Source organism: Flavobacterium sp. ALD4 (assembly GCF_002836475.1).
Taxonomy (GTDB): domain Bacteria; phylum Bacteroidota; class Bacteroidia; order Flavobacteriales; family Flavobacteriaceae; genus Flavobacterium.
Genome location: NZ_PJBJ01000023.1, coordinates 393917 through 420863, shown reverse-complemented (window position 1 = coordinate 420863; position 26947 = coordinate 393917). Strand labels below are relative to the sequence as shown.

At 36.0% G+C, this 26947-nt stretch carries 20 protein-coding genes and 1 tRNA gene; 10 read left to right on the top strand and 11 right to left on the bottom strand.

What is annotated here, in order from left to right:
• Positions 1–33 precede the first annotated feature (33 nt).
• The 3 genes from purL to CXF59_RS04245 all read right to left on the bottom strand — a co-directional run bounded on the left by purL (position 34) and on the right by CXF59_RS04245 (position 8118).
• Entirely contained in the window at positions 34–3687 is a 3654-nt protein-coding gene (purL, locus tag CXF59_RS04255) for a phosphoribosylformylglycinamidine synthase (RefSeq protein ID WP_101136452.1), read from the bottom strand.
• Positions 3688–3799: 112 nt separating this feature from the next.
• Positions 3800–6358: an endonuclease gene (locus CXF59_RS04250; RefSeq protein ID WP_101136525.1), complete on the bottom strand. Its 2559-nt coding sequence runs from the start codon at positions 6356–6358 to the stop codon at positions 3800–3802.
• Between the two features lie 245 nt (positions 6359–6603).
• Positions 6604–8118: a hypothetical protein gene (locus CXF59_RS04245; protein ID WP_101136451.1), complete on the bottom strand. Its 1515-nt coding sequence runs from the start codon at positions 8116–8118 to the stop codon at positions 6604–6606.
• Between the two features lie 362 nt (positions 8119–8480).
• Between CXF59_RS04245 and CXF59_RS04240 the strand changes: the two genes are divergently transcribed.
• The 4 genes from CXF59_RS04240 (at position 8481) to CXF59_RS04225 (ending at position 10970) form a co-directional block, all read left to right on the top strand.
• Positions 8481–8909 (top strand): PaaI family thioesterase, encoded by a 429-nt coding sequence (locus tag CXF59_RS04240; protein WP_101136450.1) that lies wholly within the window; start codon positions 8481–8483, stop codon positions 8907–8909.
• Positions 8910–8960: 51 nt separating this feature from the next.
• Positions 8961–10070: an isochorismate synthase gene (locus CXF59_RS04235; RefSeq protein ID WP_101136449.1), complete on the top strand. Its 1110-nt coding sequence runs from the start codon at positions 8961–8963 to the stop codon at positions 10068–10070.
• Between the two features lie 32 nt (positions 10071–10102).
• On the top strand, positions 10103–10819 hold the full coding sequence (gene bshB1, locus CXF59_RS04230) for a bacillithiol biosynthesis deacetylase BshB1 (protein ID WP_101136448.1): 717 nt from the start codon (positions 10103–10105) through the stop codon (positions 10817–10819).
• Positions 10820–10894: 75 nt separating this feature from the next.
• Positions 10895–10970: transfer RNA gene (locus tag CXF59_RS04225), tRNA-His, on the top strand.
• Between the two features lie 157 nt (positions 10971–11127).
• Here the strand turns inward: CXF59_RS04225 and CXF59_RS04220 are convergent.
• The 4 genes from CXF59_RS04220 to CXF59_RS04205 all read right to left on the bottom strand — a co-directional run bounded on the left by CXF59_RS04220 (position 11128) and on the right by CXF59_RS04205 (position 14510).
• Positions 11128–12144 (bottom strand): M28 family peptidase, encoded by a 1017-nt coding sequence (locus tag CXF59_RS04220; protein ID WP_101136447.1) that lies wholly within the window; start codon positions 12142–12144, stop codon positions 11128–11130.
• 7 nt (positions 12145–12151) lie between these two features.
• Positions 12152–13120, bottom strand: coding sequence for a DUF3667 domain-containing protein (locus CXF59_RS04215; protein WP_101136446.1), 969 nt, complete (start codon positions 13118–13120; stop codon positions 12152–12154).
• Between the two features lie 32 nt (positions 13121–13152).
• Positions 13153–13926, bottom strand: a complete 774-nt coding sequence (locus CXF59_RS04210; RefSeq protein WP_101136445.1) for a dienelactone hydrolase family protein — start codon at positions 13924–13926, stop codon at positions 13153–13155.
• 131 nt (positions 13927–14057) lie between these two features.
• On the bottom strand, positions 14058–14510 hold the full coding sequence (locus CXF59_RS04205) for an Lrp/AsnC family transcriptional regulator (protein WP_101136444.1): 453 nt from the start codon (positions 14508–14510) through the stop codon (positions 14058–14060).
• A 229-nt stretch (positions 14511–14739) separates the two neighbouring features.
• On the opposite strand from CXF59_RS04205, the gene rocD reads away from it, so the two are divergent.
• Together rocD and rocF are read left to right on the top strand one after the other, a co-directional pair.
• The gene (gene rocD / locus CXF59_RS04200) at positions 14740–16023 is read left to right on the top strand and encodes an ornithine--oxo-acid transaminase (protein ID WP_101136443.1); all 1284 of its coding nucleotides are present in this window, start codon (positions 14740–14742) and stop codon (positions 16021–16023) included.
• An 11-nt stretch (positions 16024–16034) separates the two neighbouring features.
• Positions 16035–16997, top strand: a complete 963-nt coding sequence (gene rocF / locus CXF59_RS04195) for an arginase (RefSeq protein WP_101136523.1) — start codon at positions 16035–16037, stop codon at positions 16995–16997.
• A gap of 218 nt (positions 16998–17215) precedes the next feature.
• Here the strand turns inward: rocF and CXF59_RS04190 are convergent, their stop codons facing one another.
• The 3 genes from CXF59_RS04190 to CXF59_RS04180 all read right to left on the bottom strand — a co-directional run bounded on the left by CXF59_RS04190 (position 17216) and on the right by CXF59_RS04180 (position 19882).
• Positions 17216–17830: a bifunctional 2-polyprenyl-6-hydroxyphenol methylase/3-demethylubiquinol 3-O-methyltransferase UbiG gene (locus tag CXF59_RS04190; RefSeq protein WP_101136442.1), complete on the bottom strand. Its 615-nt coding sequence runs from the start codon at positions 17828–17830 to the stop codon at positions 17216–17218.
• Positions 17831–17910: 80 nt separating this feature from the next.
• Positions 17911–18837, bottom strand: coding sequence for an alpha/beta hydrolase (locus tag CXF59_RS04185; protein WP_101136441.1), 927 nt, complete (start codon positions 18835–18837; stop codon positions 17911–17913).
• A 97-nt stretch (positions 18838–18934) separates the two neighbouring features.
• On the bottom strand, positions 18935–19882 hold the full coding sequence (locus CXF59_RS04180) for a CorA family divalent cation transporter (protein WP_101136440.1): 948 nt from the start codon (positions 19880–19882) through the stop codon (positions 18935–18937).
• A gap of 491 nt (positions 19883–20373) precedes the next feature.
• Here CXF59_RS04180 and CXF59_RS04175 point away from each other — a divergent pair, with 491 nt between their 5' ends.
• Positions 20374–20826: a hypothetical protein gene (locus tag CXF59_RS04175; RefSeq protein ID WP_101136439.1), complete on the top strand. Its 453-nt coding sequence runs from the start codon at positions 20374–20376 to the stop codon at positions 20824–20826.
• A gap of 232 nt (positions 20827–21058) precedes the next feature.
• On the opposite strand, the gene CXF59_RS04170 is transcribed toward CXF59_RS04175, so the two are convergent.
• Complete coding sequence (locus CXF59_RS04170) at positions 21059–22222, bottom strand: hypothetical protein (RefSeq protein WP_101136438.1); 1164 nt, start codon at positions 22220–22222, stop codon at positions 21059–21061.
• Positions 22223–22753: 531 nt separating this feature from the next.
• Between CXF59_RS04170 and CXF59_RS04165 the strand changes: the two genes are divergently transcribed.
• The 3 genes from CXF59_RS04165 to CXF59_RS04155 all read left to right on the top strand — a co-directional run bounded on the left by CXF59_RS04165 (position 22754) and on the right by CXF59_RS04155 (position 26415).
• Positions 22754–23230 carry a hypothetical protein gene (locus CXF59_RS04165; RefSeq protein WP_101136437.1) on the top strand — a complete coding sequence of 159 codons (477 nt, stop codon included), beginning with the start codon at positions 22754–22756 and terminating at the stop codon, positions 23228–23230.
• A gap of 341 nt (positions 23231–23571) precedes the next feature.
• Positions 23572–24849: an amidohydrolase family protein gene (locus tag CXF59_RS04160; protein ID WP_101136436.1), complete on the top strand. Its 1278-nt coding sequence runs from the start codon at positions 23572–23574 to the stop codon at positions 24847–24849.
• A 1053-nt stretch (positions 24850–25902) separates the two neighbouring features.
• Positions 25903–26415, top strand: coding sequence for a fasciclin domain-containing protein (locus CXF59_RS04155; protein WP_101136435.1), 513 nt, complete (start codon positions 25903–25905; stop codon positions 26413–26415).
• Positions 26416–26947: the final 532 nt, after the last annotated feature.

The window sequence follows — 26947 nt, the reverse complement described above, 5'->3', positions numbered from 1 at the left end:
GAGAACGCTTTTTATTATATAAATTACGAAAATTTATTTTTTGTCAATCCATTTTTTGGCATTCACAAAGGCTTCATGCCAAGGCGAAACTGCGTCGTTTTTATCCTTTGGATAATACGCCCAGTTCCATTGAAATGTAGAACGCTCAATGTGCGGCATCATTACTAAGTGACGACCTGAAGTGTCGCATAGCATGGCGGTGTTGAAATCAGAACCATTCGGATTTGCCGGATAGCCTTCATAACCGTATTTGGCCACGATGTTATACTTGTCTTCACTCATTGGTAGGTTGAATTTTCCTTCTCCGTGTGAAACCCAAACTCCCAAAGTGCTTCCTGCCAATGTTGACAACATCACTGATTTATTTTCTTGTACCGTTACCGAAGTAAAGATACTCTCGTGTTTGTGACTTTCGTTGTGTAGCATTTTTCCGTGTACATCGTGCTCCGGATTGATTACTTCCAGTTCCATAAACAACTGACAACCGTTACAAATTCCAACAGATAAAGTATCTTCTCGTTTAAAGAAATTATCTAAAGCGGTTTTTGCTTTTTCGTTGTATAAAAATGCTCCTGCCCAACCTTTGGCTGAACCTAATACATCTGAGTTAGAGAATCCACCTACAGCTCCGATGAACTGAATGTCTTCTAATGTCTCCCGACCTGAAATCAAATCGGTCATGTGCACGTCTTTTACATCAAAACCGGCAAGATACATGGCATTTGCCATTTCGCGTTCTGAGTTACTTCCTTTTTCACGGATAATAGCCGCTTTTGGACGTGGTTTTGAAGCATCGATAACTGGTTTTTTTCCTGTGAAATGTGTTGGAAAAGTATAGTTTAACGCTTGGTTTTTATAATTGTCAAAACGCGCTTGCGCCATTCCGTTTTTAGATTGTTTTTGATCTAATAAAAATGAAGTTTTAAACCAAATGTCTCTGTACTTAGCAATGTCTAATTTGATAGGGCCAAGGTCTAAAGTCGCTTCGGCAGTTACAGTTCCCATTTTGTAGAAAGCGACATTGTTTGCGTTTAGCTTGCTTTCCAATGCAGCATCGTCTTTTGCCTGAAATACAATTCCGATATTCTCTGCAAATAAATATTTGATGATGTCTTTCTCTTCAAAAACAGAGAAGTCTATTTTAGCTCCTAAATTGTTATCGGCAAAACACATTTCTAAAAGGGTAGTAATCAAACCACCACTTCCTATGTCATGTCCAGCAAGAATATTGTCTTCTAAGATTAATTCCTGAATGGTATTGAACGCTCGTTTGAAGAAGGCGGCATCTTTAATTGTTGGTGCGTCTTTCCCGATAGTGTTCAACGTTTGTGCAAACGAAGAGCCACCCAGTTTGTATTCATCTTGCGATAAATTGATATAATAAATAGCCCCACCGTCTTTTTGAAGGACAGGCTCTACCACTTTTCTGATATCGGTACAGTTTCCACCTGCCGAAATAATAACTGTTCCTGGCGCAATTACTTCGTCATTCGGGTATTTCTGTTTCATGGAAAGGGAGTCTTTTCCTGTTGGAATATTGATCCCCAATTCGATTGCAAAATTCGAACAGCTTTCTACGGCAGCGTACAAACGAGCATCCTCTCCTTCGTTTTTACAAGCCCACATCCAGTTTGCAGATAATGAAATTCCGTCCAAGCCGTCTTTGATAGGTGCCCAAACAATATTTGATAAAGCCTCAGCAATAGCGGTTCTACTTCCTGCAACAGGATCAAGTAAAGCGGCTACAGGCGAATGCCCTATAGAAGTGGCAACTCCCTCTTTTCCGTTGTAATCCAAAGCCATTACACCGCAGTTATTCAACGGCAATTGTAATGGTCCTGTATTTTGTTGTTTGGCTACTTTACCACCCACACAACGGTCTACTTTATTTGTCAACCAGTCTTTACAAGCTACTGCTTCTAATTGAAGCACTTGCTCTAAATAAGTTAAGATCTTATCTTTTGAATAATTTAAATCGGTATATTTTCTGTCGATAGTTGTATCGGTCATGATCACTTTTGGAGAACTTCCAAAAAAGTCTTCCAAAGCAAAATCCATTGGTTTAGCACCCGTAGTTTTTGATTCGAAAGTAAAACGATGGTCTCCGGTTACGTCACCTACTTGGTACATAGGAGCGCGCTCTCTGTCGGCAATTTTTTGTAAGGTGTCAATGTCTTTCTGACCAATAACCAATCCCATTCTTTCTTGAGACTCGTTACCAATGATTTCTTTTGCAGAAAGGGTAGGGTCACCCACAGGCAATTTGTCTAAATCAATTAATCCACCTGTATCTTCCACCAGTTCCGAAAGACAGTTTAGATGTCCTCCAGCACCGTGATCGTGAATGGATACGATTGGGTTTTCATTGCTTTCTACCAATCCACGAATGGCATTGGCAACTCTTTTTTGCATTTCTGGATTCGAACGTTGGATTGCGTTTAACTCGATACCAGAGCTAAAAGCACCCGTATCCGCAGAAGAAACCGCAGCTCCACCCATTCCGATTCTATAATTTTCTCCACCTAGGATAACGATTTTATCTCCTGTTTGTGGTGTTTTTTTAATGGCTTGCTCTAATTTTCCGTAACCAATTCCACCCGCTTGCATAATCACTTTATCGAAACCTAATTTACGGGCATCTTCTTCGTGTTCGAAAGTAAGGATAGAACCTGTAATAAGTGGTTGTCCGAATTTGTTTCCAAAATCAGACGCTCCGTTAGAGGCTTTGATTAAAATATCCATTGGAGTCTGGTACAACCATTTTCGTTCGGCCATTCCGTTTTCCCAAGGTCTATTTTCTTCTAATCGAGAATACGAAGTCATGTAAACTGCTGTTCCTGCCATCGGCAACGAACCTTGTCCACCTGCTAAACGATCGCGAATTTCTCCACCTGAACCGGTTGCGGCTCCGTTGAAAGGCTCTACAGTTGTTGGGAAATTATGTGTTTCTGCTTTTAAGGAAATAACCGAGTCAAATTCTGTTACTTGATAAAAATCAGGTTTATCCGCGCTTTTTGGAGCAAATTGCTCTACACGAGGTCCTTTTACAAAAGCCACATTATCTTTATATGCCGAAACAATATCGTTAGGATTTTCTAACGATGTTTTCTTAATCATTTTAAATAAAGAAGATTCTTTTTCTACACCATCAATAACAAATTTTCCGTTGAAAATCTTGTGACGACAGTGCTCTGAATTGGCTTGCGAGAAGCCAAAGATTTCAGAATCGGTCAGTTTTCTACCTATTTTAACAGCTAAGTTATCCAAGTATTCCACTTCATCAGGACTTAAAGACAACCCTTCTTTTTTGTTGTATGCTGCAATATCATCAATATCTAAAATGGTTTCCGGTGCGATGTCGATGGTGAAAATAGTTTGATTTAACTCGGAATATTTTTGCGAAAGCATGGGATCAAAATCCACAGTATCGGCCGAAGCATAATGAAACTCCTCAATTCTGATGATTCCTGAAATTGCCATATTTTGGGTGATTTCAACGGCATTGGTACTCCAAGGAGTTACCATTGCGGCGCGGGGACCAACAAAAAAATCCGTCAGTGCGGATTTTTCGATTTTATTTGAGTCGGCAAAAAGCCAGTTTAATTTTGAAATGTCTTGAGCTGAAATTTCGCCTTGCGTTTGTACTGCAAAAATTGCGTTGCTTTGGTTTTCAAAGAAATGGATCATTGTTGTGTAGTTTGTTGTATTTCGGTGCAAATTTAGTCAATTAAGATTAAAATTTCTAATTAAAAAAGCGGCATAATTGCCGCTTTTAAAATAGTTGAATATTTAAATCTAATTAGTTGATTATGATTTTTTTAATAATAGATTTTGTGTCATCCGTTATTTTTACCAAATACACTCCTTTGTTAACCGTAGTCAATGATAATGTAGAATCAGCGGTGTTCTTTCTTTCAAAAACCTTTTGACCGATTATGTTATACACTTCAATCGAATAGACCTTATTTGAATTAGCGATAGTGAAGTTACCATTAGACGGGTTTGGATAAATATTGAAATCATCGGAGTCTACAGTTAGTTCCTTTTTGGCACCTTTTACTGCTATACGGCTTCCTAAATTGTTACAAGTATCTGCTGAATAAGAATCCCATTCCCCAGAAATATTGAAAGTTGTATTTGGACCTGTTACGATTGCTTTTCTTCTTAAGGTTACATCTGCAGCAAAATTAGCCGTCCCCCCATTGAAGGTTCCAATGATATCGATAAGTACTCCGTTTTGAAATAAACCAACGGCATCATTACCATTAAAAGTCATTTCGGTAGCAGTGGTAGAAATGTTTGCTGAAGTTGTAGAATAACAGGCAGAAGAAATCGAACTGTTAACCAACGTGTATTTACTTCCATTGTTCAATGTTCCGCTTAAAGTTATTCCAGAACTCCACGCACCTGCACCGTTTGTTTGTTTTTTAACGGTATACACAGAGAGATTTACTGCACTTCCTGTAGCATTCGAAATTTCTAATGCTTTGTTATTGGAAGAACCTTCAATGTATTCAGAGAAAAATAAGTCGGAAGCTCCTGCATCAGCAGAAGCGGTAGTTGTTACGTTTGCAGTGTTACTGGAAGCAGAAACATTTCCTGCATCATCTTTCGCTTTTACGGTGAAAGAATAGGCTGTTGAAGCTGTTAATCCACTAACAGAATATGAAGTACCAGTTACAGAAGTTTTTAAAATAGCGCCTTGATACACATCGTATGCTGTTACCCCTACATTGTCAGTGGATGCGGTCCAGGATAAATTTGTGGTCGTTTGTGTTGTTCCAGAAGGAGTTAAAGATGTTGGAGCTGTTGGAGCATCAGTGTCAGCAGCAGTCGTGCTAATTGTTACCGTATAATCTTCCACTTGCCCGTAAGGGAATGCTTCGCAAGCAGTCGGGATTCCATTGTATTTCATGGAAACGCGCATTCTTGTCGCACCTAAAGTTGCTGTGGCAGGAATCATGAAAGAACCTGAAACAGGATTTATGGTTGAAGCTGCTTTAGACCAAACTTGTTCTCCGGCATCCGTAAAGACACCGTTTTGATTGTAATCAATCCAAACTGCATAGCCCTCGCTATAAATAGTGCTTGTCCAAGTAGGAGTAATAGTAATTGTATATCCTGTTCCGCGAGTAGCAGTAGTTGATAGGGAAGTATAATTTTCATATCCTGCCGTTCCGGAAGAGCTGTTGTTTATTGATCCAAAAACAACTTTAGCTATTTTTTCGTCTACGGTACTATTTCCTTGTGATGCACAATAGACAATCGCAGGAGTTGAAGTAGTAGTTACATTTACAGTTGTACTGGAAGCTGATGAATTCCCGGCAGCATCTTTTGCTTTTATTGAAAATGTATAACCAGTAGCCGCTGTTAAACCAATAACGGTATAAGTAGTTCCAGATGCCGTCCCTTTTAAAGACGCTCCTTGGTATACATCATATTCTGTCACTCCCACATTGTCTGTGGATGCCGTCCAAGATAAGTTAGTTGTAGAGTCGGTGGTTCCTGAAGCTATTAAATTGGTTGGTACTGATGGTGCTTGCGAATCAGCTGACGGGTTCCAGATTTGTTGAACATATTCGGGATGGTCAATATAAGGGTTTCTATTATTTTGAGTATCATAAATAGCGTTGTTACGCGCAATTTCTCTTGCATTAACTGGGTCTTGACTATTCCAGGCTAAAAGCATATTCAAAAAAGCAGTTGTGAATACCTGATTGCTTGTTCCGTTGAACATAGGATAAGAGTAACCAGAAACAGTGGTTTCATAGCGGGTTGCAAAGTAGAAATACATACGAGCAATATCACCTTTAAATTCGTCTATAGGTTCAAAGACAGTTCCTGAATAACCAGCCACGGAACTAGAACCTAATTTGCTTCCGTTTAGTGAAGTCCAAGTAGTGGTTCCAACTGTTCCATGTGGGTAACTTGATCTTTGTCCGTTCACTTTACCGTCTGTTGGGGTGATGAAATGAGCATCGGAAACCATGGGAGCCGCAGACCCAAAAGTGGATTGTGGAATGATATGTTCTCTGTTGTAGCAATCCCCTTCCGCAGAATAGTTACCGCATCGTTGTGTAGATCCTGTTGAATAATTATAAGGATCGGTTCCGTTTGGTTTTTCAGAATACATGTCTAAAACGGTTCCGTCATTCTCATAAAAATTATCAACATCAGACGTTTGATAGATAGTATATAGTCCTCCGTATCCATTATCAGTATGGCCTTTAATAATAGTGTACAATTGAGTTTTCAATGTGTACGATGTTCCTGTGGCAGTCGTATAATACCCCGAAGGTATCTGGGCGATAGCCGCTGTGAAGAACAGTAAAAACAGTAAAGAGTAGGTTTTTTTCATAAAATTTAATTTATATCGATTTGTTAAGCAGGGCATCCAAAAAGAAGCTTCAAAAAGACGGAATTTTTTGAGTTTGACTTTTTAGATGTTGGCAAATCTAAATGTTTTATGAGTATGTTATGTTATGAAATGTTTAATATTTTTCATTAATTTTCTTACAGTAATTACTGTTTTCCATGTGTTTACAGGGAAAGCTGTTGAAAAATATAGAAAAGAGATGTGCCCTCTTATAGGAGAAGTGAGATTTATTTAGGAAAGGGCTTATTCTGATAGGCACCTAAATCAGGGGGCGTAGTTCGTGTGTTTCCTAAAATATCCAGCGGAATCAAATAGGCCGAGTTCCCTTTTGCGAAAGCGCCGGAAGTTTCGTCGATAGTGAGTTTGTTTTGAGAAGCTTTATAGAACTTTGGACTTTGATTCAAAATAATTCCTGAATAATGAACATTGTCATTCGTAAACTGGTAATCGGGATTTGTCGTTGCAGCATCATATTTTATCAGGCAGTTATTGAATAGATAGTTAAATGCAGCTGTTGTTTTTTTCCTTAAGCTCAATTCATTCGAAAAGGAACCATAAATAATGCAATTATTAAAAGTGGCTTCCGTCAGGTTTCTTACTTCGGGAATGGCACCCACAATAAAATTATCTATGGAGACGGCCACTTGAGAAGAGCTGTTCCATTCGTTATTGAAGGTAGAATGGGTGAACTTATAATTTCCGCCATAGGAACAGGCCAAAGTCGCCAGACCGGCAGTATTAATCACAATATTTTCACCGTTGATTTTCGCTGTTTGGGCCAAAATCCCATAATTTGACGAATCGTAGATTTGGGTATTCTTAATGGAAACCGTAGTTCTGTTATTGTTTTGAATTAATAAACCAATGGTGGCATTTTTAATAGTCAAGTGGTTAATGACATTATTAGTGCTGCCATTTGTAAGCCAAATGGTTCCCCATTGTCCGGGAACATCTGCATATTGAGGCTCCAATCGGTCGCCTTCAAAAACGACTTCATTTTCAAATAGAGCTGAATTTGATTTGGAACCATTGATGTTTAATGAGGCATTATTGCCCACGATAAGTCCGGAGTTAGCGTGGAAGTAGACATGGGACCCTGCATTAAAAACAGCTTTTTTTCCTGCGGGGACCGCAGCGTAACCATAAATAACATACGGTTTCTGTTTTGTAAATACGAGTTCGTTTCCATTTATGGGGTCATTTTCATCCAAATAAAAGCCATAAATTTTTTCATCACCCAGCGGCAACGTTTCGGTGGTGCCATCTGCAAAACGTTTCGGATACAAGAAAACGGCATCTTGGATAAGCGTCACCAGCTCTACCTTTTGTAGATTTGTTCCGGCATCAAACTCGATTTGGTCAATATATAGGAAATCAGTTGCGTTTGCATCGGTACTATTAGCTGTCGTTTCTATAAATATATACAGGCTGTCTTTTGCAAGTAGGTCAATGTTATTAAATGATTTTCCCTCGTTTCCTTGCATTCCGTCCACAGTCATGCGGTATTTAGAATTCAGTCCTTTTGCCAGTTTTATTGTGGGAATAGTAATGTCATTTTTACTGTTATTGTACACTTTAAGTCGGTATGTGCTGGAACCGATATTGGTAAAAACGGTGTCCAGATATATTGTATCTTTTGAGAACGTTAAATCTCCGGTACTGGCCACTGTTTCAAAATCAGAACGACATGAACAAACTGACAACAATATTCCGATAAAAAACAATAGAGAGAAAGGACGCATTTCGTTTTATTTTCTGTAAAAATAAGAAAAAACTCATTTGAATGGTGATGATTTTTAGATTAGAATTCACAATACGGCTTTCTTTATTGTCATAAACGCAAAACGAACCGCCGATCAACCTAATTTTTATTAATCAGTCTAATTGTTATTTGTGATACGAAAAGGAGAAAATAAAAGGTTTATCTTATTTGGACTAAATTGTTCTTAAGTTCTTAATGGTTAAATTGAAAATTCCTATTTCTAAATCCAACAATAATCTGTTGATTTAAATTAGGAACAAAAGCTAATTCTATGCTAAAGATTGTTTTTACTGTTTTGTTTCTCCTGTTTTGCATAAATTTACATTCTATAAAATATAATCCATGACATTAGATAAAGATAAAATGCTCGAATATTGCAATACGTTTTCCAAAAACACATTAATGGAGACCCTGAATATTGAGTTTATAGATGCGGGTGAAGGTTTCCTAGTAGCCAAAATGCCAGTTAATGCATCGGTTCACCAACCCATGGGATTGTTGCATGGCGGCGCTTCAGTGGCATTGGCAGAAAGTGTGGGAAGTGCAGCTTCTCATTTTTTTATTAATGACAAGGAACAGGAAGTACGTGGAATCGAAATCTCTGCGAATCATTTGAGAAGCATTCGCGAAGGAGTTGTTATTGGTACAGCCCGAATTATTCACAAAGGAAGAACGTTGCATCTGTGGGAAATAAAAGTTACCGATGAAGAAGGGAATTTGATTTCGCTTTGCAAGTTGACTAATATGGTATTGGCAAAATCCAATAAATAAGAATGAAGGGGGCTTTGTATTAATTAAACTTAGGTTTATAATAAAGTAAATATGAATGATTTTTTTATCAAAGTAAAACAACAAGAATCGCAAAGCCTCCCTTTTGTGCTTTACAAGAAGCCGGGTGACGTAAAAGTAGTGGGGTATTTTCAGAAAAATGATCATTTGTATTTTGCTGAAAGCTTCGAGGAGGCCGGTTTTATTTTTGCTCCTTTTGAAGGTAGCCAAAAGATACTGATTCCTTATGAGCAGTCGGTAAAATGGAGCACATTGGTAGCTTCTGGTGAAGAAACCCGTGATTCTGATTTTGCGCAGACGGAAAATAACGAAAATCAAGAACATTTTGAATCTCTCGTCCAAAAAGGAATTGACGCTATCGGTGCCGACGTTTTCAAAAAAGTTGTGGTATCAAGGAAAGAAATCATTGACTTGACTAATTTTGATTTAGTTTCAGTTTTTGAAAGACTGATTCGAAGCTATCCGAATGCTTTTTGTTATTGTTGGTTTCACCCAAAAATAGGTTTATGGATGGGTGCTACGCCGGAACGATTGCTTAAATCCGATAACAAAAAGTTTTCTACTATGGCATTGGCGGGAACGCAAAAAAATCAGTATTCAGCAGAAGTGACCTGGGAGAAAAAGGAAATGGAAGAACAGCAGCTCGTTACGGACTTCATTTTAAATAATCTAGAAGACCTGACCTCAGAAGTTTCTATATCAAGTCCTTATGCCTTGAAGGCAGGTGCTTTATTGCATATTAAAACAGATATTGAAGGAATATTAAACGATAATTCCAATTTGAAACAAGTGATTTCTGTGTTGCATCCCACGCCTGCTGTCTGTGGGTTACCTAAGCAGGAAGCAAAGTCGTTCATCTTCGAAAACGAAGGTTATGACAGGGAATATTATACTGGTTTTTTGGGGGAATTAAACAAAGAAGGATTTAATAAAAACAGTTTAAAATCTGATTTGTATGTCAATTTAAGGTGCATGAAAATTATGGACAATCAGGCACATTTGTTTATGGGTTGCGGCATTACAAAAGATAGTAATCCAAGATTGGAATGGGAGGAGAGCGTTAACAAATCCATGACGATGAAAAGGGTATTGCAGGAAGAGGATAGGAAAGGTAAGACAAAAGAGGTTAGAGAACAGAGGTAAGAATTAATTAAAAGAAGCAAAATAAAATAAAAATGAAATTAGACATTTTAGCTTTCGGAGCCCATCCAGACGACGTGGAATTAGGGTGTTCGGGAACCATATTAAAAGAAATATCCTTAGGGAAAACAGTTGGGATTGTTGATTTGACAAGAGGGGAGTTAGGGACTCGAGGTTCAGCTGAAATTAGAGATCAGGAAGCAAATGCTGCAGCAAAAATCCTTGGTGTTTCTGTTAGGGAAAATTTGGAGATGCGCGACGGGTTTTTTGTCAACGACGAAAAGCACCAACGTGAAATTATAAAAATGATTCGGAAGTACCGACCAGAAATCGTATTGTGTAATGCAATCGACGACCGTCATATTGATCACGGAAAAGGGAGCAAATTAGTTTCTGACGCTTGTTTTCTATCCGGCTTGATGAAGGTGGAAACAGAACTGGACGGAGAGCAACAGCAGGCATGGAGACCCAAATTAGTGTACCATTATATTCAATGGAAAAACATTGAACCAGATTTTGTTGTTGATATTACAGGATTTACAGATAAAAAAATAGAGTCAATCTTGGCCTACGGTTCCCAGTTTTACGACAAGGATTCTAAGGAGCCAGAGTCGCCTATTACCTCTAAAAACTTCTTCGAAAGCCTGAATTACCGTTCGCAGGACCTAGGTAGGCTGGTAGGAGTCGATTATGCAGAAGGTTTTACGATGGAAAGATGTTTGGCAGTCAATAGTTTAGGGGATTTGATCTAAATTTGATGTGATTTTCCGAAAAAATCATTTGCAAAAGTAAACTTATATTGTATCTTTGCCACCGCTAAGCATTATGGTGGTTGTAGCTCAGTTGGTTAGAGCATCGGTTTGTGGTACCGAGGGTCGCGGGTTCGAGCCCCGTCTTCCACCCAAAAGGCAAAAGCCTCGAAGAAATTCGAGGCTTTTTTTGTGGAATAAAGCGGAGTATAAAAAAAGAGCTTTGAAATTACTTCAAAGCTCTTTTCTATTTTATATCAGGAAGTCCATTGTCGCTAGAATGATAGCAAAAGCGAGCAGCGGCTCGTGTTTTATTTTTTATCTACTACCGGTCTGTTTTCTCTATTGGCTAAGTCCCATGCGATAGTAAAAGCCAGTTGGGCTCTCTTTGTTAAGGCGTCGTATTCGATTTTGTCTGGTGTATCTGTTTTTTGATGGTAATCTGCGTGAACACCATTAAATATAAAAACGGAAGGAACCCCATGCTTTGCGAAGTTATAATGATCTGAGCGTTCGTAAAAATGATTAGGGTCAGCTGGATCATTGTATTTGTAGTCCAGATCCATTTGAACATACTTTTTATTAGCAGTGGTAGTGATATTGTCTAAATCACTTGATAGGCGGTCTGCGCCAATCACGTACACATAGTTATTTGTATTGGCATGCGCCTCATCTCGACGGCCTATCATATCGATATTGATATCTGTAATGGTGTTTTCCATAGGAAACAAAGGGTTTTCCGAGTAATAACTGGAGCCCAATAAACCATGCTCTTCGCCTGTGACATGTAAAAACAGAATAGAACGTTTAGGACCGTGCCCCGCTTTTTTTGCCTTTTGAAATGCTTCAGCAATTTCCAGTAGTGCAACCGTTCCTGAACCGTCGTCATCAGCGCCGTGATAGACATCTCCATTTTTGACGCCCACATGATCATAATGAGCAGATATTACCAATATTTCATTTGGCTTTTCTGATCCCTCTATGTAGGCCCATATGTTCTCAGAGTCAGGTAGATTTTGATCTCGCTTGGCATTCAAAAAGGAAGCAGGAACTTTTTGGTAAAAGCTTGTGGTACCTTTAGGAAAAGAAATATTGTTTTTTACATATTGACTGATAAGGTAAACTCCGGCTCTTTTTTGCCCGGCAGAACCGGTTTCTCGACCTTCCATTCCGTCTGCCGCCACAACGTAAAGATGTGTTTTTAACTCATTTGCAGTAATGGTATTCATAAATGGAGTAGGATCAGAATTATCGGCTGACTCGCTGACTTTTGCACTACTACATGATAGCGCCGCTGCCAGCACAAATAAGGAAAGGATTTTTTTCATTTAGGGGTTATTTTAGATTGATAAAGGTATAAAATGCAAATGTGGTCAAAAGTATAATAACTATAATAAAGTTGATTAAAAATAGAAAACTACTTTTGAGGAAGGAAACTAATCGTGTTTCGCGATAAAAGCGGTGGTGTGCCGGATAAAAATAATATACCATCCAGCCAAATCCCACAAAATTAATGGCTCCCGACAAAAAACTAAGAATACTTGATTCTTGAAAGAGAGACAGTACTTTATCAGTCAGAAAGAGTAGTAAGAAAAGCAATAATAGGAATGAAAAATAGTGAAGTGTAAAAATACCATGGTCAAAGTAATACCAGCGTTTCTTGTTGTGGAAAACCCACAGATTAAAGGCGAAAAATGGCATGAATATAAATAAAACTTTAGGCAGATTATGCAAAAAGGATTCTAAGAATTTTTCAAGAAGCTCTTCTTTTGTATTGTTTTCTGTGACTGTTAATACCTTCTCGACGACCCAGTAATTAAAATCGGACATTTTTTCAGATTGTGGAGCCTGTTTTTGAATTGAGTCTAACTCTTTCAACGAATTAAACTCAACTCCAAAAACATTTACTTTGCGTTTTTCTATTACTTCCTCCTTAGCTGACTTCACCATTACCTTCTTATCATTACTGTTTGAGGATGTTGAATCACGGTTGGGAAATACGGTGATTAAAAAAAAGGTAATAAAACTGATGAAAATATAGAGGCGCACTGGCGCCAAATAAGACAATCGTTTACCGGAAAGATAGGCTCTAGTTAAAGTTGCCGGTTTGAACAAAAGGTTTTTTATGGTTTTCCAAAAAGCATTTTCATAGTGCGTTAAATCTGCAAAAAAATGAATGAACAAATGATGAAAAGTTTTTCGCGTATCTGTATTTTCCTGACCGCAATTTGAGCAGAATCGATTCTCTACAACGTATCTGCAATTTAAACAGGTTTTGTCTTTTCTTAAAGGATCCTTACTCATAATAGCGATTTTGAATAACAGGGGTTACTAAATTATTTTTTTAATACCTCATTCAGGAAAAGTTTTAAATGTTCGAATGAACGTCTCGCCGCTGTGGCATTATAAGCAGCGCCTTTTGAATTGTCATTTCCATATTCTGGGTTGGTAAAGCCGTGTACTGCGTTTGCATAATATATCATTTGCCAATCCGCTTTTGTGTCACGCATTTCCTGTTGAAATGCTGTGATTTCTGCTGCAGATTCATAAGGATCATCAGCTCCGTGACAAACCAAGACTTTAGCGGTAATCGCCTCAGTAGGCCTTGTAGCATCTCTGCCTAAGCCACCATGAAAGGAAACCACTCCTTTTACATTGATATGCCCACGAGCAGCTTCAAGTACACCTGTTCCTCCAAAGCAATATCCAATAACTACAATATTATCTGGATTAGCACCAGCCTTAACCAATTGTTCCAAGGCTAATGAAATTCTTGTTTGATATTCCTTGTAGTTGGTTTTATAATAACTAGATTTTTGGCCTGCTTCAGCATTATCTTTCGGGTAATTCCCTTCTCCATAAATATCCGCTATGAAGGAGTAATACCCTAACTCAGCCAAATCTCCTGCAATATCTTTGGATGCTTTGTCAATTCCATGCCATGCAGGAAGAATCAAAATCCCCGGATTTTTGGCGCTTTTCTTTTTTGGCGTAATTTCAAAACCATTTAAAACCTGACTTCCGTCTTTATAAACAATGGCTTTTAATTGTCCAAAAGATGCGTTTGAGTATATAAGAACTCCCAAAATAAAATATTTTAAATTTTTCATTGTGTGTTATTGTTTCAGACAAATATCAGAAATAAAAATAAATATTTAACTTTATCCGATAGAATAAACCAATATATGTATCTCTTTATTTGAAAAAAGCGACAAATTTCTACAGTTTTCTGAAAGAAAAGTTACAATGAAATATTTCTTTTAAAGGCACAGCCCAATTCAATCATGGAATCCGTTTTGGCAATTCCTTGAATAGTGTCAATTTTTTCATATAGTAATTTTCTCATGTGTTCATGGTCGCGGGCAATCATTTTTATATACAAGGTATAAGAGCCTGTAATGTAATAACACTCCGTCACTTCAGGGATTTTTTTAAGTTCTTCTATAATTCTGCTTGAATCTTCATCCTTATTTAAAGTAATCCCAGTAAAAGCGCCCCAATCATATCCTATTTTCTTTTCGTTTATGATGGGTTTGATTCCCGTAATGATTCCTTGCTCCATTAAGCGATTGATCCGCTGGTGCACCATAGTGTTTGATATTTTTAATGCCGTAGCAATTGCAGAGTACGCCATACGACCATCTTTTTCTAATTCCTGTATGATCTTTATATCGAATTCATCTAATACATCCATGAAACTTAGTTTAAATTAAAATGCGTAATTTTATAGATATAAAAGTAAATGTTTTTTTTCTTTTATCATACCAAACGTTGATTTTTTTTGTTTGAATTGACTTTTTTAATGATAAAATTTAATAAAATTAACTTTATATAATTATAAATAAGTCAAAACCACCTATTTTTATTGTAAACCTAAAAAATATTTGTATTTTTGTCTTCTAAGCATAAAAAAATAATATACCATGGAACACACACATCAAGGACTTTCTTCTAAAGCAGAAGCGTTAATAGAAAAAGAAAATAAATATGGAGCTCATAATTATCATCCATTACCGGTAGTTCTTGACAAAGGAGAAGGGGTTTTCGTTTGGGATGTTGATGGTAAAAAATATTATGATTTCTTGTCGGCATATTCCGCAGTAAATCAAGGACATTGTCACCCGAAAATTGTTGGAGCAATGGTAAAGCAAGCACAAACCTTGACTTTAACATCTAGAGCATTTCACAATGACCAGTTGGGAGTTTTTGAAGAGTATGTGACTAAGTACTTTGGTTTTGACAAAGTATTACCAATGAACACAGGTGCCGAAGCTGTTGAAACGGCTTTGAAGATATGTAGAAAATGGGGGTATGAAGTAAAAGGGATTCCAGAAAATCAAGCACAAATTATTGTTTGTGAAAATAACTTCCATGGAAGAACGACAACCATTATTTCGTTCTCAAATGACGAGAATGCGCGTAAGAATTTTGGCCCGTTTACAGAAGGCTTTATCAAAATTCCTTATGATGACACTGATGCATTAGAAGCAGCTTTAAAATCAAGTACTACTATTGCAGGTTTCTTGGTGGAGCCAATTCAAGGAGAAGCGGGAGTTTATGTTCCTACAGAAGGTTATTTGGCGAAAGCCAAAGCGCTTTGTGCAGCTCATAATGTTTTGTTCATTGCAGATGAAGTACAAACAGGAATTGCACGTACCGGAAGGTTATTAGCTACTTGTGGCAATTGCTCTTGTACAAACGGATGTGAAAATAAACCAGAAGTTAAAGCAGATATCCTTATATTAGGTAAAGCAATTTCAGGTGGAGTTTATCCAGTTTCTGCGGTATTGGCAAATAATGCAATCATGAATGTAATCAAGCCAGGACAACATGGTTCGACTTTTGGTGGAAATCCAGTTGCAGCTGCTGTTGCTGTTGCTGCTCTTGAGGTAGTTCGTGAAGAAAATTTATCTGTAAATGCAGAACGTCTAGGAATTATATTAAGAAAAGGGCTAAATGATATCGCTTCAAGAAATTCATTAATCAGTTTAGTTAGAGGAAAAGGGTTGTTGAACGCAATCGTGATCGATTGTGATGAAGAATCTGATTTAGCTTGGCAGATTTGTTTAAAATTTAGAGACTATGGATTGTTGGCTAAACCAACTCACGGTAATAAAATAAGATTTGCTCCACCATTGGTCATTACTGAAGCTCAAATTCAGGAATGTCTTTCAATTATAGAAAAAGCGCTCAACGATTTCAAATAAAAAAAATTGTTATGGAACGATTTATAAAATTAATAAAAAACCGGTCAGATATTGGCGCAGGAACGAGAGGGTCTGACTTAGGGATTGATGCTATTGAAATTGCAGCCATCAATCGCAACAGTGATTATTTTAGTCAATTTGAGTTTGAAGACGTGAAAACTCACAACGAAAGCATCTATGATAAAAATAGAAACAATTTTGCCAAAAGGATTGAACATGTTTTAGAACAATGTACGCGAGTTTCTTATGCCGTAAAGCATAATTTAAAAGCGAATTATTTTCCGATAGTATTGTCAGGGGATCACTCCTCAGCGTTGGGAACAATAAGCGGTATTAAAGCAGTTTATCCAACAAAGAGATTGGGGGTTGTTTGGATTGATGCGCATGCCGATTTGCATTCGCCTTATACGTCACCATCGGGAAATATTCATGGGATGCCTTTGTCAGCAGCTCTGGGAGAAGATAATTTTGATTGTCAAGTCAACGAGATCACTCCGGATACAGCACAACACTGGGAAGACCTTAAAAACATTGGTACTCCTGGTAACAAAATACGTCCAGAAAATTTAATTTATTTTGGGGTTCGTGACACTGAAGAGGCAGAAGATAGCCAAATTAAAAAATTGGACATTAGAAACTACAAAGTCGCTGAAGTACGTTATAGAGGACTTCAAACCTGTGTTGCTGAAGCTTTGACTAAGTTATCAAATTGTGATTTAATTTATATTTCGTTTGACGTAGATTCAATGGATTGTGATATGATTTCGTATGGCACAGGAACTCCAGTCCCTAAAGGATTTGACCAGCATGAAGTGATTGCCATGATCAACCAAATTATTAAGTCTAAAAAAGTTATTTGTTTTGAAGTTGTGGAGGTAAACCCACTTTTGGATACAAAAGGAAATAAGATGGCAGAAACCGCTTTTGAGGTTTTAGAACAAATTACTTCTACTGTAATTTTACCTATCGAATAGCTTTTTATAAACGGATTAGTTCAAGTATAAAATCCCAAAATCTAACTCTTAGATTTTGGGATTTTTTTATGGATGTGCCGCAAATTATAGTGCGGACTCGTTTTTCAACCGTTTTTTTACTCGTCTATTAAACTTATACAGCAGAGTTAAAAATTAAAATCACACCATTTTTGTAGGTAGGGATTCCCTTCTGTCGCGAGGTTTGTTTTGGCTTTTGTTTATGATTTTTTGCGTCCAACAAAACGGATTACCATCCCCAGACCGTTGTGGAATAGTCCTTCGTTAAGTTGAATTTCTTTTTCTTCTAATTCAATAATTTCAAAGTTCTCAAAGTCTGATTTTATTTCTTCAATTGAAAATAACGTTTCAAGGTCTTTTGGTCCGCCTACTTTCTCGTTTATGCGGTTGTAATCCAAATGCCTTTTACTGAAAGCTTCAAAAATGACTATTCCGCCAGGTCGCAGATAGGTTGTTAATATTTTGTGATAGTTTGATTTTTTATCAGCCGGAAAATGGGCATAGATTAAAGCAAGGGCATCAAATTGATTTTCTGTGTAAGTCAATGACTGAAACTCTCCAGCCATATAGTTAATGGAAACATGGTGCTTTTCAGCCAATTTTAGCGCTTTCTTTTCACCCTCTATACTTTGGTCAAAGGCATCAACAGTCCAGTCGAGTGTGGCCGCATAAACTGCGTTTCGTCCTTCGCCTTCTGCGGGAAATAATATTGTACCTACAGGAATTTTAATAAGCTGTTCTTTAAGGAAGTTGCTTGGCTGTTCGCCATAGGCGAATTCCGTTTTACCGTATCTGTCGTCCCACATATTTTTCATTGTCGATATTTGTTTCGTTACTATCAGATTAGGATAACCGGACTTTTTTTTGCCGGTTGTAAAGTGTTGGAGGTAGTTAGTTATTTAACTTTTAATATCCAGGAGAACATTTTATCAAAAGCGGTTTCTCTAACCGCTTTCGTAGATAGAAAGATATCGTGCAACGCATGATCAATTTGCAATAAAGTTACGTTATCGCCCAGCGTTACTCCAACTCTTTTTATGTCTTCAATGTCTAATACTGTATCTCTAGACATAGGTTCTTCGGAAAAAGTGTTGATCTTTTTGGAAGCTGAAGAATGCATAACGAGAATGGGCACTTTAATGTTAGAGTCTGCCAGTTTTTGCTGAGCGATACTTATCGCAACAACCCATCTAAAGAAGGTTGGGAATCCTTTTAAGGGTTTCCAATCCAAGTTATAATCCCACTCACCATAAAAGTTTTTATTTACACTTTGTGCATAGACTGGAGGTAGTGCTCCATTAATTTTGGCATACGGAGCTATAGTGGAAATGATTTTTGAACCCCAATAACTGAAGAACTTCTCAAATAGAGACTGATAAAAGTCTAAAAACGGCGAATTTAAAATAAGAGCGTTTATTCGGTTTCTTTCCGCCCCGTAATTCATATAACTGCTTGCTATTAATCCTCCGGTTGAGTGACCAAACAGGTAAAGATGGACTTTAGTTAGTTTGTCAATCTCACGGATAGCAATTGATATTTCCTCAAAATATTCTTGAATGTCTTTACAATAATTAGGGTGCTGATGTTTCAGAAGGGATCTACCGTATTTCCGAAGATCGAGAGCATAAAAATCAAAGTTATTTTCATTAAATTTTTCAGCCATATGGGCGTGAAAAAAATAGTCATTATAGCCATGTAAGTACAATACGCTCTTTCTGTTCCCTACATTGCGTTTTGAAGAAATGAGTGTTGCGGTCACTTCTCCTTCGTAATCAAGAGTTAGTTTAATGGTTTGAAAAGTAAAGTCTTTATCTATATTCATGTCTGTTGTATTAATGGGGTTGTAAACGCCGTTAATTTTAGTGAAATAGGGCATTCAAAGGAAGGAAATCAACTGTTTTTTACTAGATCTATCTAATCTATTTTCTCATTTTAAAATAAATTAATGCTATTATAAAACTGATTATCATTAGTCCAATTGCTGACGGATATCCAAATTTCCAGTCTAATTCAGGCATATTTTTAAAATTCATTCCATATATTCCTGCGATTAGCGTTGGTAAAGAGATGCATACTGTAATAATGGTTAATGTTCTAAATATTTTATTTTGTTCCAAATCAATTTTACTGTTTATATTCTCCTCCAAATCATCAAGTCTGTCAAAATTAAATTGAATATGGTCTGAAATCACGGCGATATCGTCCAGTTCTAAGTTGATTTTAGTTGTTATCGTTATTAATTCAAATTTGTTTTGTATCAGTAAATGTAGGATTCTTTGGAAATTACTTATCGATTCTTTTATCAATAGATTATTGAAGTTGAGTATCATTATTAAATCTAAATCTGTTGCGTCATATTCTTTTGAATTTAAAATGTTCTCATAAAAACGCTTTATTCTTTTGGATATTATTTCGGTCAAATCGGCATAGTAATCTGAAATTATGCCTATTTGAAAAACAAAATGTTCTAAATGAGAACCAAAATGTATACTCGTAAAATCATATCTTGTTTTTGTCAGGTTTACAAAATCCTTATCGATGTTTGATGATAAAAAATAAAAGACTACTTCTTTTTTGATGATTATAAATATTTCCTCCTCTTTAAAAAGGGTCTCCGAATTATAATTGGGTATTGAAAAATTAAAAGATAATTGGTCATGCGATTTCAGGTAATGTGAGCTAATTTCAATATCCTTCCTTTGATTAAAAATTGATAGATCGAGTCCGAATTTTTCAGAAACCTCCTTTAGTACGCTATCTGTAAAATCAATAATCCGAATATTAAACAGATCTTTAGCGTCAGTTTTAATTTCACTTATTAAATCGAGTTTCTTTATTTCATTCGTCTTTAAATATAATTCTATCATAATTTTTTACAATTAGTACGTGAACTCAGACAGGGTCATTTATTGTTAGCAATGTTGTGTGGCCTGAAGCAGTAGTGAGATTTAAGCTTATATAATTCCGCCTTTACGAATATATGAATTTATACGATAAAACCACTAATATAGCTGATCTGGAGAAAGGAGTAGTATAGTTAGTTTTTATGTAATGGTACTATTTTTTATGTGGATTTCCCTATTGGTAGGATTTTGAACTAATCTAATTCCGTTGTTCTTCGCGTAACTGAAATGGTTTTTGGATATATAGAGGGGAAAGGCAAGTCGGGATAGGATCTCTGCAGGAATATAGATGGTCAGCGATAGAAGTAAAATTCTGTTTGACTGACGCTACGGTACAATCAAATTTATTCTATTTACCAATAGAAATTGATGTGGCTTATCCATAATAGGTAATGCAATGGCAGTTGTGGAATAAATAGTATACCTTTATTACTTAATAAAATGATGTTAGTAATATGAAAAGTAGAATAGATAAAACGCGAATACTGGAAGCCTGTATACAAAAACAGGATGAATTGATTGATAATTTTACACAGCGGGAAGCTGAAATGAACAAAGATACCTTCAGCCAGAATGAGTCTGCCAGTCAGAGTGAAGACCGTAGGGCCGGTAAATACGAATTACTCAAAGTAATTGGTGATGAGCTCGCTTTTGCCCAAGAAGAATTAGCATACCTGAATAGATTGGATATCACAAAAGAAAACACTGTTGTGGCACCCGGAGCAGTTGTTGTTACCGAACAATTTGTTTTCTTTATTGGTGTATCAAGTGAAAAAGTTGAAGTGGATGGAGATACAGTCTTTGGTATTTCAACCAAAGCTCCCATTTATGCTAACATGAGGGGATTAGAAAAAGGAAGTAAGTTTCAATTTAATGAAACGCACTATATAATTGAAGACGTTTATTAACATTTGAGAGCATAACTGCATTTTAGTAAAAATCAGAATGAGTCACCTTCTATTTCTTTACTGAAAAGATAAACTACTAGTAGGTAAATGAGAATATAAAAAAAAACAGCTTTTAATCTGATTAAGATTAAAAGCTGTTTTTTTATTTTTAAATATTTTTATCTTTTATAAATTCCCTATAATTCATACAAGATAAAAGTAATTTTCTTTATTTTTCAATATGAAAAAGGGTCTAAAAGTAATACCCAATATTCATATTGAAACGCACTTCCCATTTCGCGTCTGCTGCACCGGCACCTAATCCATTGGTCCAGTTTGGACCTAGCCAAGGCTGATCTTTACCTGCTGCAATATCAAAGTAAGTGTATACACTACCTGCAGTAACTAAGACACCAGTAACGTTCATAGACGTATCGTTAAAATCAGAGTTTAATTTTTCTAAGTATCCATAATCATTATAAAACTGTAAACTCGAAACTGGACCCCATTTCACCGGTACAGTATACGATACCCCTAAAGTATAGGTGTTTCCTTCTGCTGCAACTAAATAAGAACCACCATAAGCTGCCATGGCAATAAGATCGTTGCTTTGTCCGTTAGGGTTTTTTGAGCTTTTCTTGTATTTTGAAGCTTGCGCTTTTACACCAAATCGTTTGTACTTTAACTCATAATGCAATGATGCTGCGTAGTGCGAGCCCATTTTTTGGGTGTCTAAGTTGTAGAGCCCTCCAAACTGTCCAGATGTACCTATTTTATGATTAATACTGTCGTTTCCTATTGTATAGCTTAGTTTTCCATTAGCTTGATTTACCTCCTTATTACGTAAATCCAAAACTCCATCACCATCTAAATCAATAGAAGCTACATCGTAGGAATATCTGCTATTTGAAACATCAGAATTGTTACCAAATCTCAACTCTTCGGCATTTTTGAAAAATGCCAAACTATAATTCCAGTTTTTGTCAGTGTGCGTGAATTTTACTCCCATATCATGATCGTCTTCTAAACCTATATAATAGTTAAGACTGAAAAACCAGTTGTTAGAATTGTAGGTAGTAATACCGAAAGGAACTTGGGTGAGTCCTACTTGAATTTCGTTTTTAGAATCGAAATCATAAGCTAACCAACCTTGTTTTAGCATTCCGCCGCCAAAACCTTCGGAGTATAAGCGATATTCTGCATTCAGCTTGATTCCTTTGTACTTGGCTTTCGCATTGATACGAAAGACATCATATCCAAAATCACCTCCGCGTTTTTTTTGTCCTTCTTTCCAAGAGGATAAATTATAATTGAATCGTACTGCACCACCTATTTCTACTTCTGGTTTGTCTTGAGCTTGTAAAGCTCCTGTTGATAACAGCATAAAGCCGATTATCAAAGTGATTTTTGAAAACATAGTCTGTTTTTTCTAATTAAAATAAAATATTACGAGTAAAAAGCGAGTTGTAATTTGGGATTCGATTTTTATTCAATAGCGCAAATAGTATAGTCATATTTTGACAACTCACTTTTTAGGTATTGTAAGATAATTTGTATTTGCATCGTACAAAGGTAGTAAATAATACGTACTAGCCAATGTTTTGCGCGTATTCTGCATTTTAACCTCGTCAAAAGGGCTTTTACATGAACTTATAAAAAGTAGTAATCCAACTCGAAAAACCCGTTGTTTGGCGAGGTTGGACATGTATTATTTATTAACCGTTTCGATAATATTAAATAAAGTTCTATTTTGTTATCGCTTTTAAAAGCAGTCTGTTGCTTTCTGTTCGTTTAGATATATTGAGCTAGCGCAAAACTTTTTGTTCGGTAAAAGCATCATTAATTAAAGATAGTTAAAACTTTCTAGATTAATTCTTTTTAATACACACTATTTATTTGTAGCTTAGCTACCGGCAATAGCCAAATTTATTAACGAATAGCAACTACTATGAAAAATTTAGGTCTTTTCTGTTTGCTTTTAACTTGCATCGGAGTTATCAGCTGTAAAAATAATAAAAGTGAAAAAATCATTGAAGCCAAGGAAGCCGCAGAACTAATAAGCGTCCAGTGTTATAAAGCGCTTTATGAGGAGGATACGCTTGATTTGAAAATTAACACTTTCAAAAATGGAGGAATAACTGGTGATATGGTGATGGCAATTTCTAATATGCCTAAAAAGGTTGGTGAAATCGTTGGAGAATTTCGTGGCGATACCTTATTTGCCAGCTACACGTTTGTCCAAGGTGGATATAAAGAGAAAACATATAAAAATCCAATGGCATTTTTAAAGCGCGGTGATGAACTAATTTTAGGTAATGGACAAATACAAATCACGTTGGGAGCCTCTCATTTTGTTAAAGGTGAGCCGATAGATTTTGAAAAAGTGAAATATAAATTCACGGCAGTCGACTGCGTTGATAAATAAGTAACAAATAGGTGGAGCGTGCTCCCCTGTTTTATTTAATGTTAAGGTTTATAGGCTAATTAAATAAACCCTTAGTTAAGCCTATCACAGTTATTAAATGGATTTAATTCAATGACTATTTATAATATAGATTTCAGTCTAAAGTATTGTATAATAGGACTATAAAATGGTTCAATTATTAAAGATGCTTCAAAACACCGCCGTTATTTTCTACACTCCGTTTTTGTGAAGAAAAAATAAAATAATCAGATAGATCAAATTATTTTTATTTAAAGTCAACAAAATAAAAATCGGCAGTTAATGTAATGTTTTTCATATCTTTAAACGTAAATTAAACTATTATGAAAAACCTATTACTTTTGTTTCTTGTGTTTTGTACCACTATTTCATTTGCCCAAGACAGCTATATCCAATGTGGTAAAATTATAGATACCAAAACGGGAAAAGTGCTTATTAATAAAACTATTATAGTTTCCAACAAAACGATCCAAGCGATCCAAGATGGTTTTACAAATCCCACAAATCCAGAAGATAAAATCATTGACTTAAAAACTAAAACAGTGATGCCTGGTTGGATAGACATGCATGTTCACCTTGAAGAAGAAACCAGCCCAACAAAATATATAGATGAATTTACCCTAAACGATGCCGATATAGCATTCAACTCAATTGGGTTTGCCAAAAGTACTCTTATGGCAGGATTCACCACTGTTCGCGACCTTGGTGGCTCAGGTATAAACGTTTCGCTTAGAAACGCCATTAACCAAGGAAAAGTAGTAGGACCAAGAATATTAACTGCCGAAAAAGCATTAGCTTCTACAGGAGGGCATGCTGACCCAACAAATGGATATCGTAAAGACTTAATGGGAAATCCAGGACCAAAAGAAGGAGTAGTCAACAGCTTAGACGATGCTCGAGAAGCCGTGCGACAACGTTATAAAAACGGAGCCGACTGGATTAAAATAACCGCTACAGGAGGTGTATTGTCAGTAGCCAAAAGTGGGAGCAATCCACAGTTCACCCAAGAGGAAGTAGAAGCCATCGTGAGCACTGCTAAAGACTATGGAATGCAAGTAGCAGCTCATGCCCATGGAGATGAAGGTATGCAACGCGCCATCAGAGGTGGCGTAAAAACCATAGAGCACGGAACAGAGATGAGCGACGCCACTATGGACTTAATGATAAAGTACAATGCCTACTATATCCCGACACTTTCAGCAGGAAGTTATGTGGCAGAGAAAGCACTTATTACCAATTATTATCCTGCCATAGTAGTACCTAAAGCATTAGCCATAGGGCCGAAAATCAAAGCGACTTTTGCTAAAGCCTACAAAAAAGGTGTGCCTATTGGTTTTGGAACAGATGCTGCGGTATTTCCTCATGGTGATAATGCCAAGGAATTTATCTATATGAAAGAAGCAGGCATGCCAGTGATGAAAGCCATCCAAGCAGCCACAATAGTCAACGCCAAAATATTAGAAATGGATACGCAAATAGGTGCTTTAGAACCGGGCTATTTAGCAGATATTGTTGCAACTAATGGTGACCCAACCGAGGATATCAACACCGTAACCAATGTAATATTTGTTATGAAAGAAGGTGTTGTTTACAAGCAATAATTATAGGTTCTTTTTCAATCAGCAATTGGTGTTTTCTTCTATTCGATTTGATAAATATGCTGTTAGAAGAATTATTCTGCGGGTTACTAATGGTAATGGGGTTGTCTACATGAAAATTTTTGGATAAAATATGTTTTGCTATAACAGCGATAGTACAAAGTTTTTTTTAAATAGTTTTCCAATTCTAATTAGAGCTATATAAAGTCTGATTTTATGGACTCTTGTTGGCCATAATGGGATGTTGATCTTAGAAACCACTAAAAAAGTTTCTAAGATTGATATATTAAAATTATATTTAAAAGATTCTCGATCTTTACGTAAGTCGATAGTTATATCATTAATTGTAAAATGCATTATTTAGCAGAACAATAGTGCTGCTTTTAATCTAGATTTATAATTCCTTTTACTATAATATGATTGTGAATGCAATCTAATTTTTTTTTAATAGTGTTGACTTCTATAACTTGAGTGCCTTATTATTTTACTACTAATACTTATTACTGATACTCTTTTTCTCTCTTGCTTTTAATCAGTCATTTTGAAACCTCATCTAGATTTTGAAGAATTAGATAACTTAGGACTGTGAAATTAAATATACATACGGTAAATAATACGATAGCCATAGAACTCTATTCTGTACAACATTGTCAATTCGATTATCAACTGAATATGGGCATATTTCTCATTTATATCAACCTAGATTATGGAAGCAAAACTTATAAATTAAGCTAGTTTACAGGAGGTTTAAATTATATACACCTTGTTTAATGAGTAAGAATGGATAAAATAATAGCTCACTTCCTCTTGTTGATCTTCTAGAGATTCTTAACTAGGTAATCAAGGACATTTTATATAGCTGCATTAGGTTGGTTTTTGTCTTTTTAATATTTTTACTTTCTCCAATATGTTGTACAAATGATCTAGTATTGCTTTTTCAGTTTATAACAATTAGTAATCATATTCATTAATTTTGTTTAATTAAAAATGCTTAAAGTTAGACAAAACGAAATATTTAGTGTATATTCGTTTTTTAATCATATAAAAATAAAACTTATGAAAAAATTACTTCTTATTTTAACAATCACGCTGTCTGTAGCCTTTTCTCAAAATACTATTGCGCAAGGCACAATAGTAGATGTTGCCGTTGGAAATGAAGATTTCTCCACTTTAGTAACAGCATTAAAAGCTGCCGGTTTAGTTGGTGCTTTACAAGCAGAAGGACCATTTACTGTTTTCGCTCCAACGAATGCTGCTTTTGCTAAAATAGATTCTAAAACATTAAACTCTCTACTAGAAGAAAAAAATCAGAAAGCATTATCCAATATTCTAACTTACCACGTAGTATCTGGAAAGTTAACTGCAACTGACGTTGTAGCTGCTTTAAAAAAGGGTAATGGTATTGTAGAACTTAAGGCATTAAATGGTCAAGTTTTAACTGTTATGCAGAAAGATGATAAAATTTGGTTGAAAGACTCAAATGATAATTATAGTGAAATTACTGCGACAGATGTTATGGGTAGTAATGGTGTAATCCACGTTATAAACACTGTAGTTATGCCTAAGTAATTTGTGTTTTGCAATAAAAAAATAAAGCCTCATTAATTTGGGGCTTTTTATTGTGTAAGTATTTTTTATTCTATTTTTTTAGGATTCAATTTTTATAAATAGATAAGATCTTTTTGATAAAGAATATACATTGTTATCTTTTATCATCTAGAAATTTCGCTGAATCAACTTCACGAATTAAATGGCTGATAAGTTACAAAGCCTATTTAGAGATATAAATAAGCATGTTAGTAGGGAAAAACTTTTTTCTCAAAATTGAATTCCCATTATGTTGATCAGGACAGATACAATTTACAAGTTTTCTAGACATTGCGCCAGAAACGGTACATAAGTATTTTAAATTTGTATGGAGCACAAACTTTTGATTCTATTATTCCAATAGTCTTATTTCTCTAACTTGGATTTACTCTTGAACCGCTAGTTATGCAACGTAACGCAAGTTTATTTTCGATTATTCTATTGCCACTACGCTAAAACCCTTGAATGATTTACTAGCGCCATTACTTTTTAGGTAACTACGTACTGGGACTAG

What these genes read in the sequence shown, in the direction of transcription:
- CXF59_RS04245 (WP_101136451.1), bottom strand. Translation starts at nt 8,118, where the DNA reads ATGCGTCCTTTCTCTCTATTGTTTTTTATCGGAATATTGTTGTCAGTT.
- CXF59_RS04240 (WP_101136450.1), top strand. Translation starts at nt 8,481, where the DNA reads ATGACATTAGATAAAGATAAAATGCTCGAATATTGCAATACGTTTTCC.
- rocD (WP_101136443.1), top strand. Translation starts at nt 14,740, where the DNA reads ATGGAACACACACATCAAGGACTTTCTTCTAAAGCAGAAGCGTTAATA.
- bshB1 (WP_101136448.1), top strand. Translation starts at nt 10,103, where the DNA reads ATGAAATTAGACATTTTAGCTTTCGGAGCCCATCCAGACGACGTGGAA.
- CXF59_RS04205 (WP_101136444.1), bottom strand. Translation starts at nt 14,510, where the DNA reads ATGGATGTATTAGATGAATTCGATATAAAGATCATACAGGAATTAGAA.
- CXF59_RS04190 (WP_101136442.1), bottom strand. Translation starts at nt 17,830, where the DNA reads ATGAAAAATATGTGGGACGACAGATACGGTAAAACGGAATTCGCCTAT.
- CXF59_RS04220 (WP_101136447.1), bottom strand. Translation starts at nt 12,144, where the DNA reads ATGAAAAAAATCCTTTCCTTATTTGTGCTGGCAGCGGCGCTATCATGT.
- rocF (WP_101136523.1), top strand. Translation starts at nt 16,035, where the DNA reads ATGGAACGATTTATAAAATTAATAAAAAACCGGTCAGATATTGGCGCA.
- CXF59_RS04235 (WP_101136449.1), top strand. Translation starts at nt 8,961, where the DNA reads ATGAATGATTTTTTTATCAAAGTAAAACAACAAGAATCGCAAAGCCTC.
- CXF59_RS04250 (WP_101136525.1), bottom strand. Translation starts at nt 6,358, where the DNA reads ATGAAAAAAACCTACTCTTTACTGTTTTTACTGTTCTTCACAGCGGCT.
- purL (WP_101136452.1), bottom strand. Translation starts at nt 3,687, where the DNA reads ATGATCCATTTCTTTGAAAACCAAAGCAACGCAATTTTTGCAGTACAA.
- CXF59_RS04180 (WP_101136440.1), bottom strand. Translation starts at nt 19,882, where the DNA reads ATGATAGAATTATATTTAAAGACGAATGAAATAAAGAAACTCGATTTA.
- CXF59_RS04175 (WP_101136439.1), top strand. Translation starts at nt 20,374, where the DNA reads ATGAAAAGTAGAATAGATAAAACGCGAATACTGGAAGCCTGTATACAA.
- CXF59_RS04170 (WP_101136438.1), bottom strand. Translation starts at nt 22,222, where the DNA reads ATGTTTTCAAAAATCACTTTGATAATCGGCTTTATGCTGTTATCAACA.
- CXF59_RS04160 (WP_101136436.1), top strand. Translation starts at nt 23,572, where the DNA reads ATGAAAAACCTATTACTTTTGTTTCTTGTGTTTTGTACCACTATTTCA.
- CXF59_RS04210 (WP_101136445.1), bottom strand. Translation starts at nt 13,926, where the DNA reads ATGAAAAATTTAAAATATTTTATTTTGGGAGTTCTTATATACTCAAAC.
- CXF59_RS04155 (WP_101136435.1), top strand. Translation starts at nt 25,903, where the DNA reads ATGAAAAAATTACTTCTTATTTTAACAATCACGCTGTCTGTAGCCTTT.
- CXF59_RS04165 (WP_101136437.1), top strand. Translation starts at nt 22,754, where the DNA reads ATGAAAAATTTAGGTCTTTTCTGTTTGCTTTTAACTTGCATCGGAGTT.
- CXF59_RS04215 (WP_101136446.1), bottom strand. Translation starts at nt 13,120, where the DNA reads ATGAGTAAGGATCCTTTAAGAAAAGACAAAACCTGTTTAAATTGCAGA.
- CXF59_RS04185 (WP_101136441.1), bottom strand. Translation starts at nt 18,837, where the DNA reads ATGAATATAGATAAAGACTTTACTTTTCAAACCATTAAACTAACTCTT.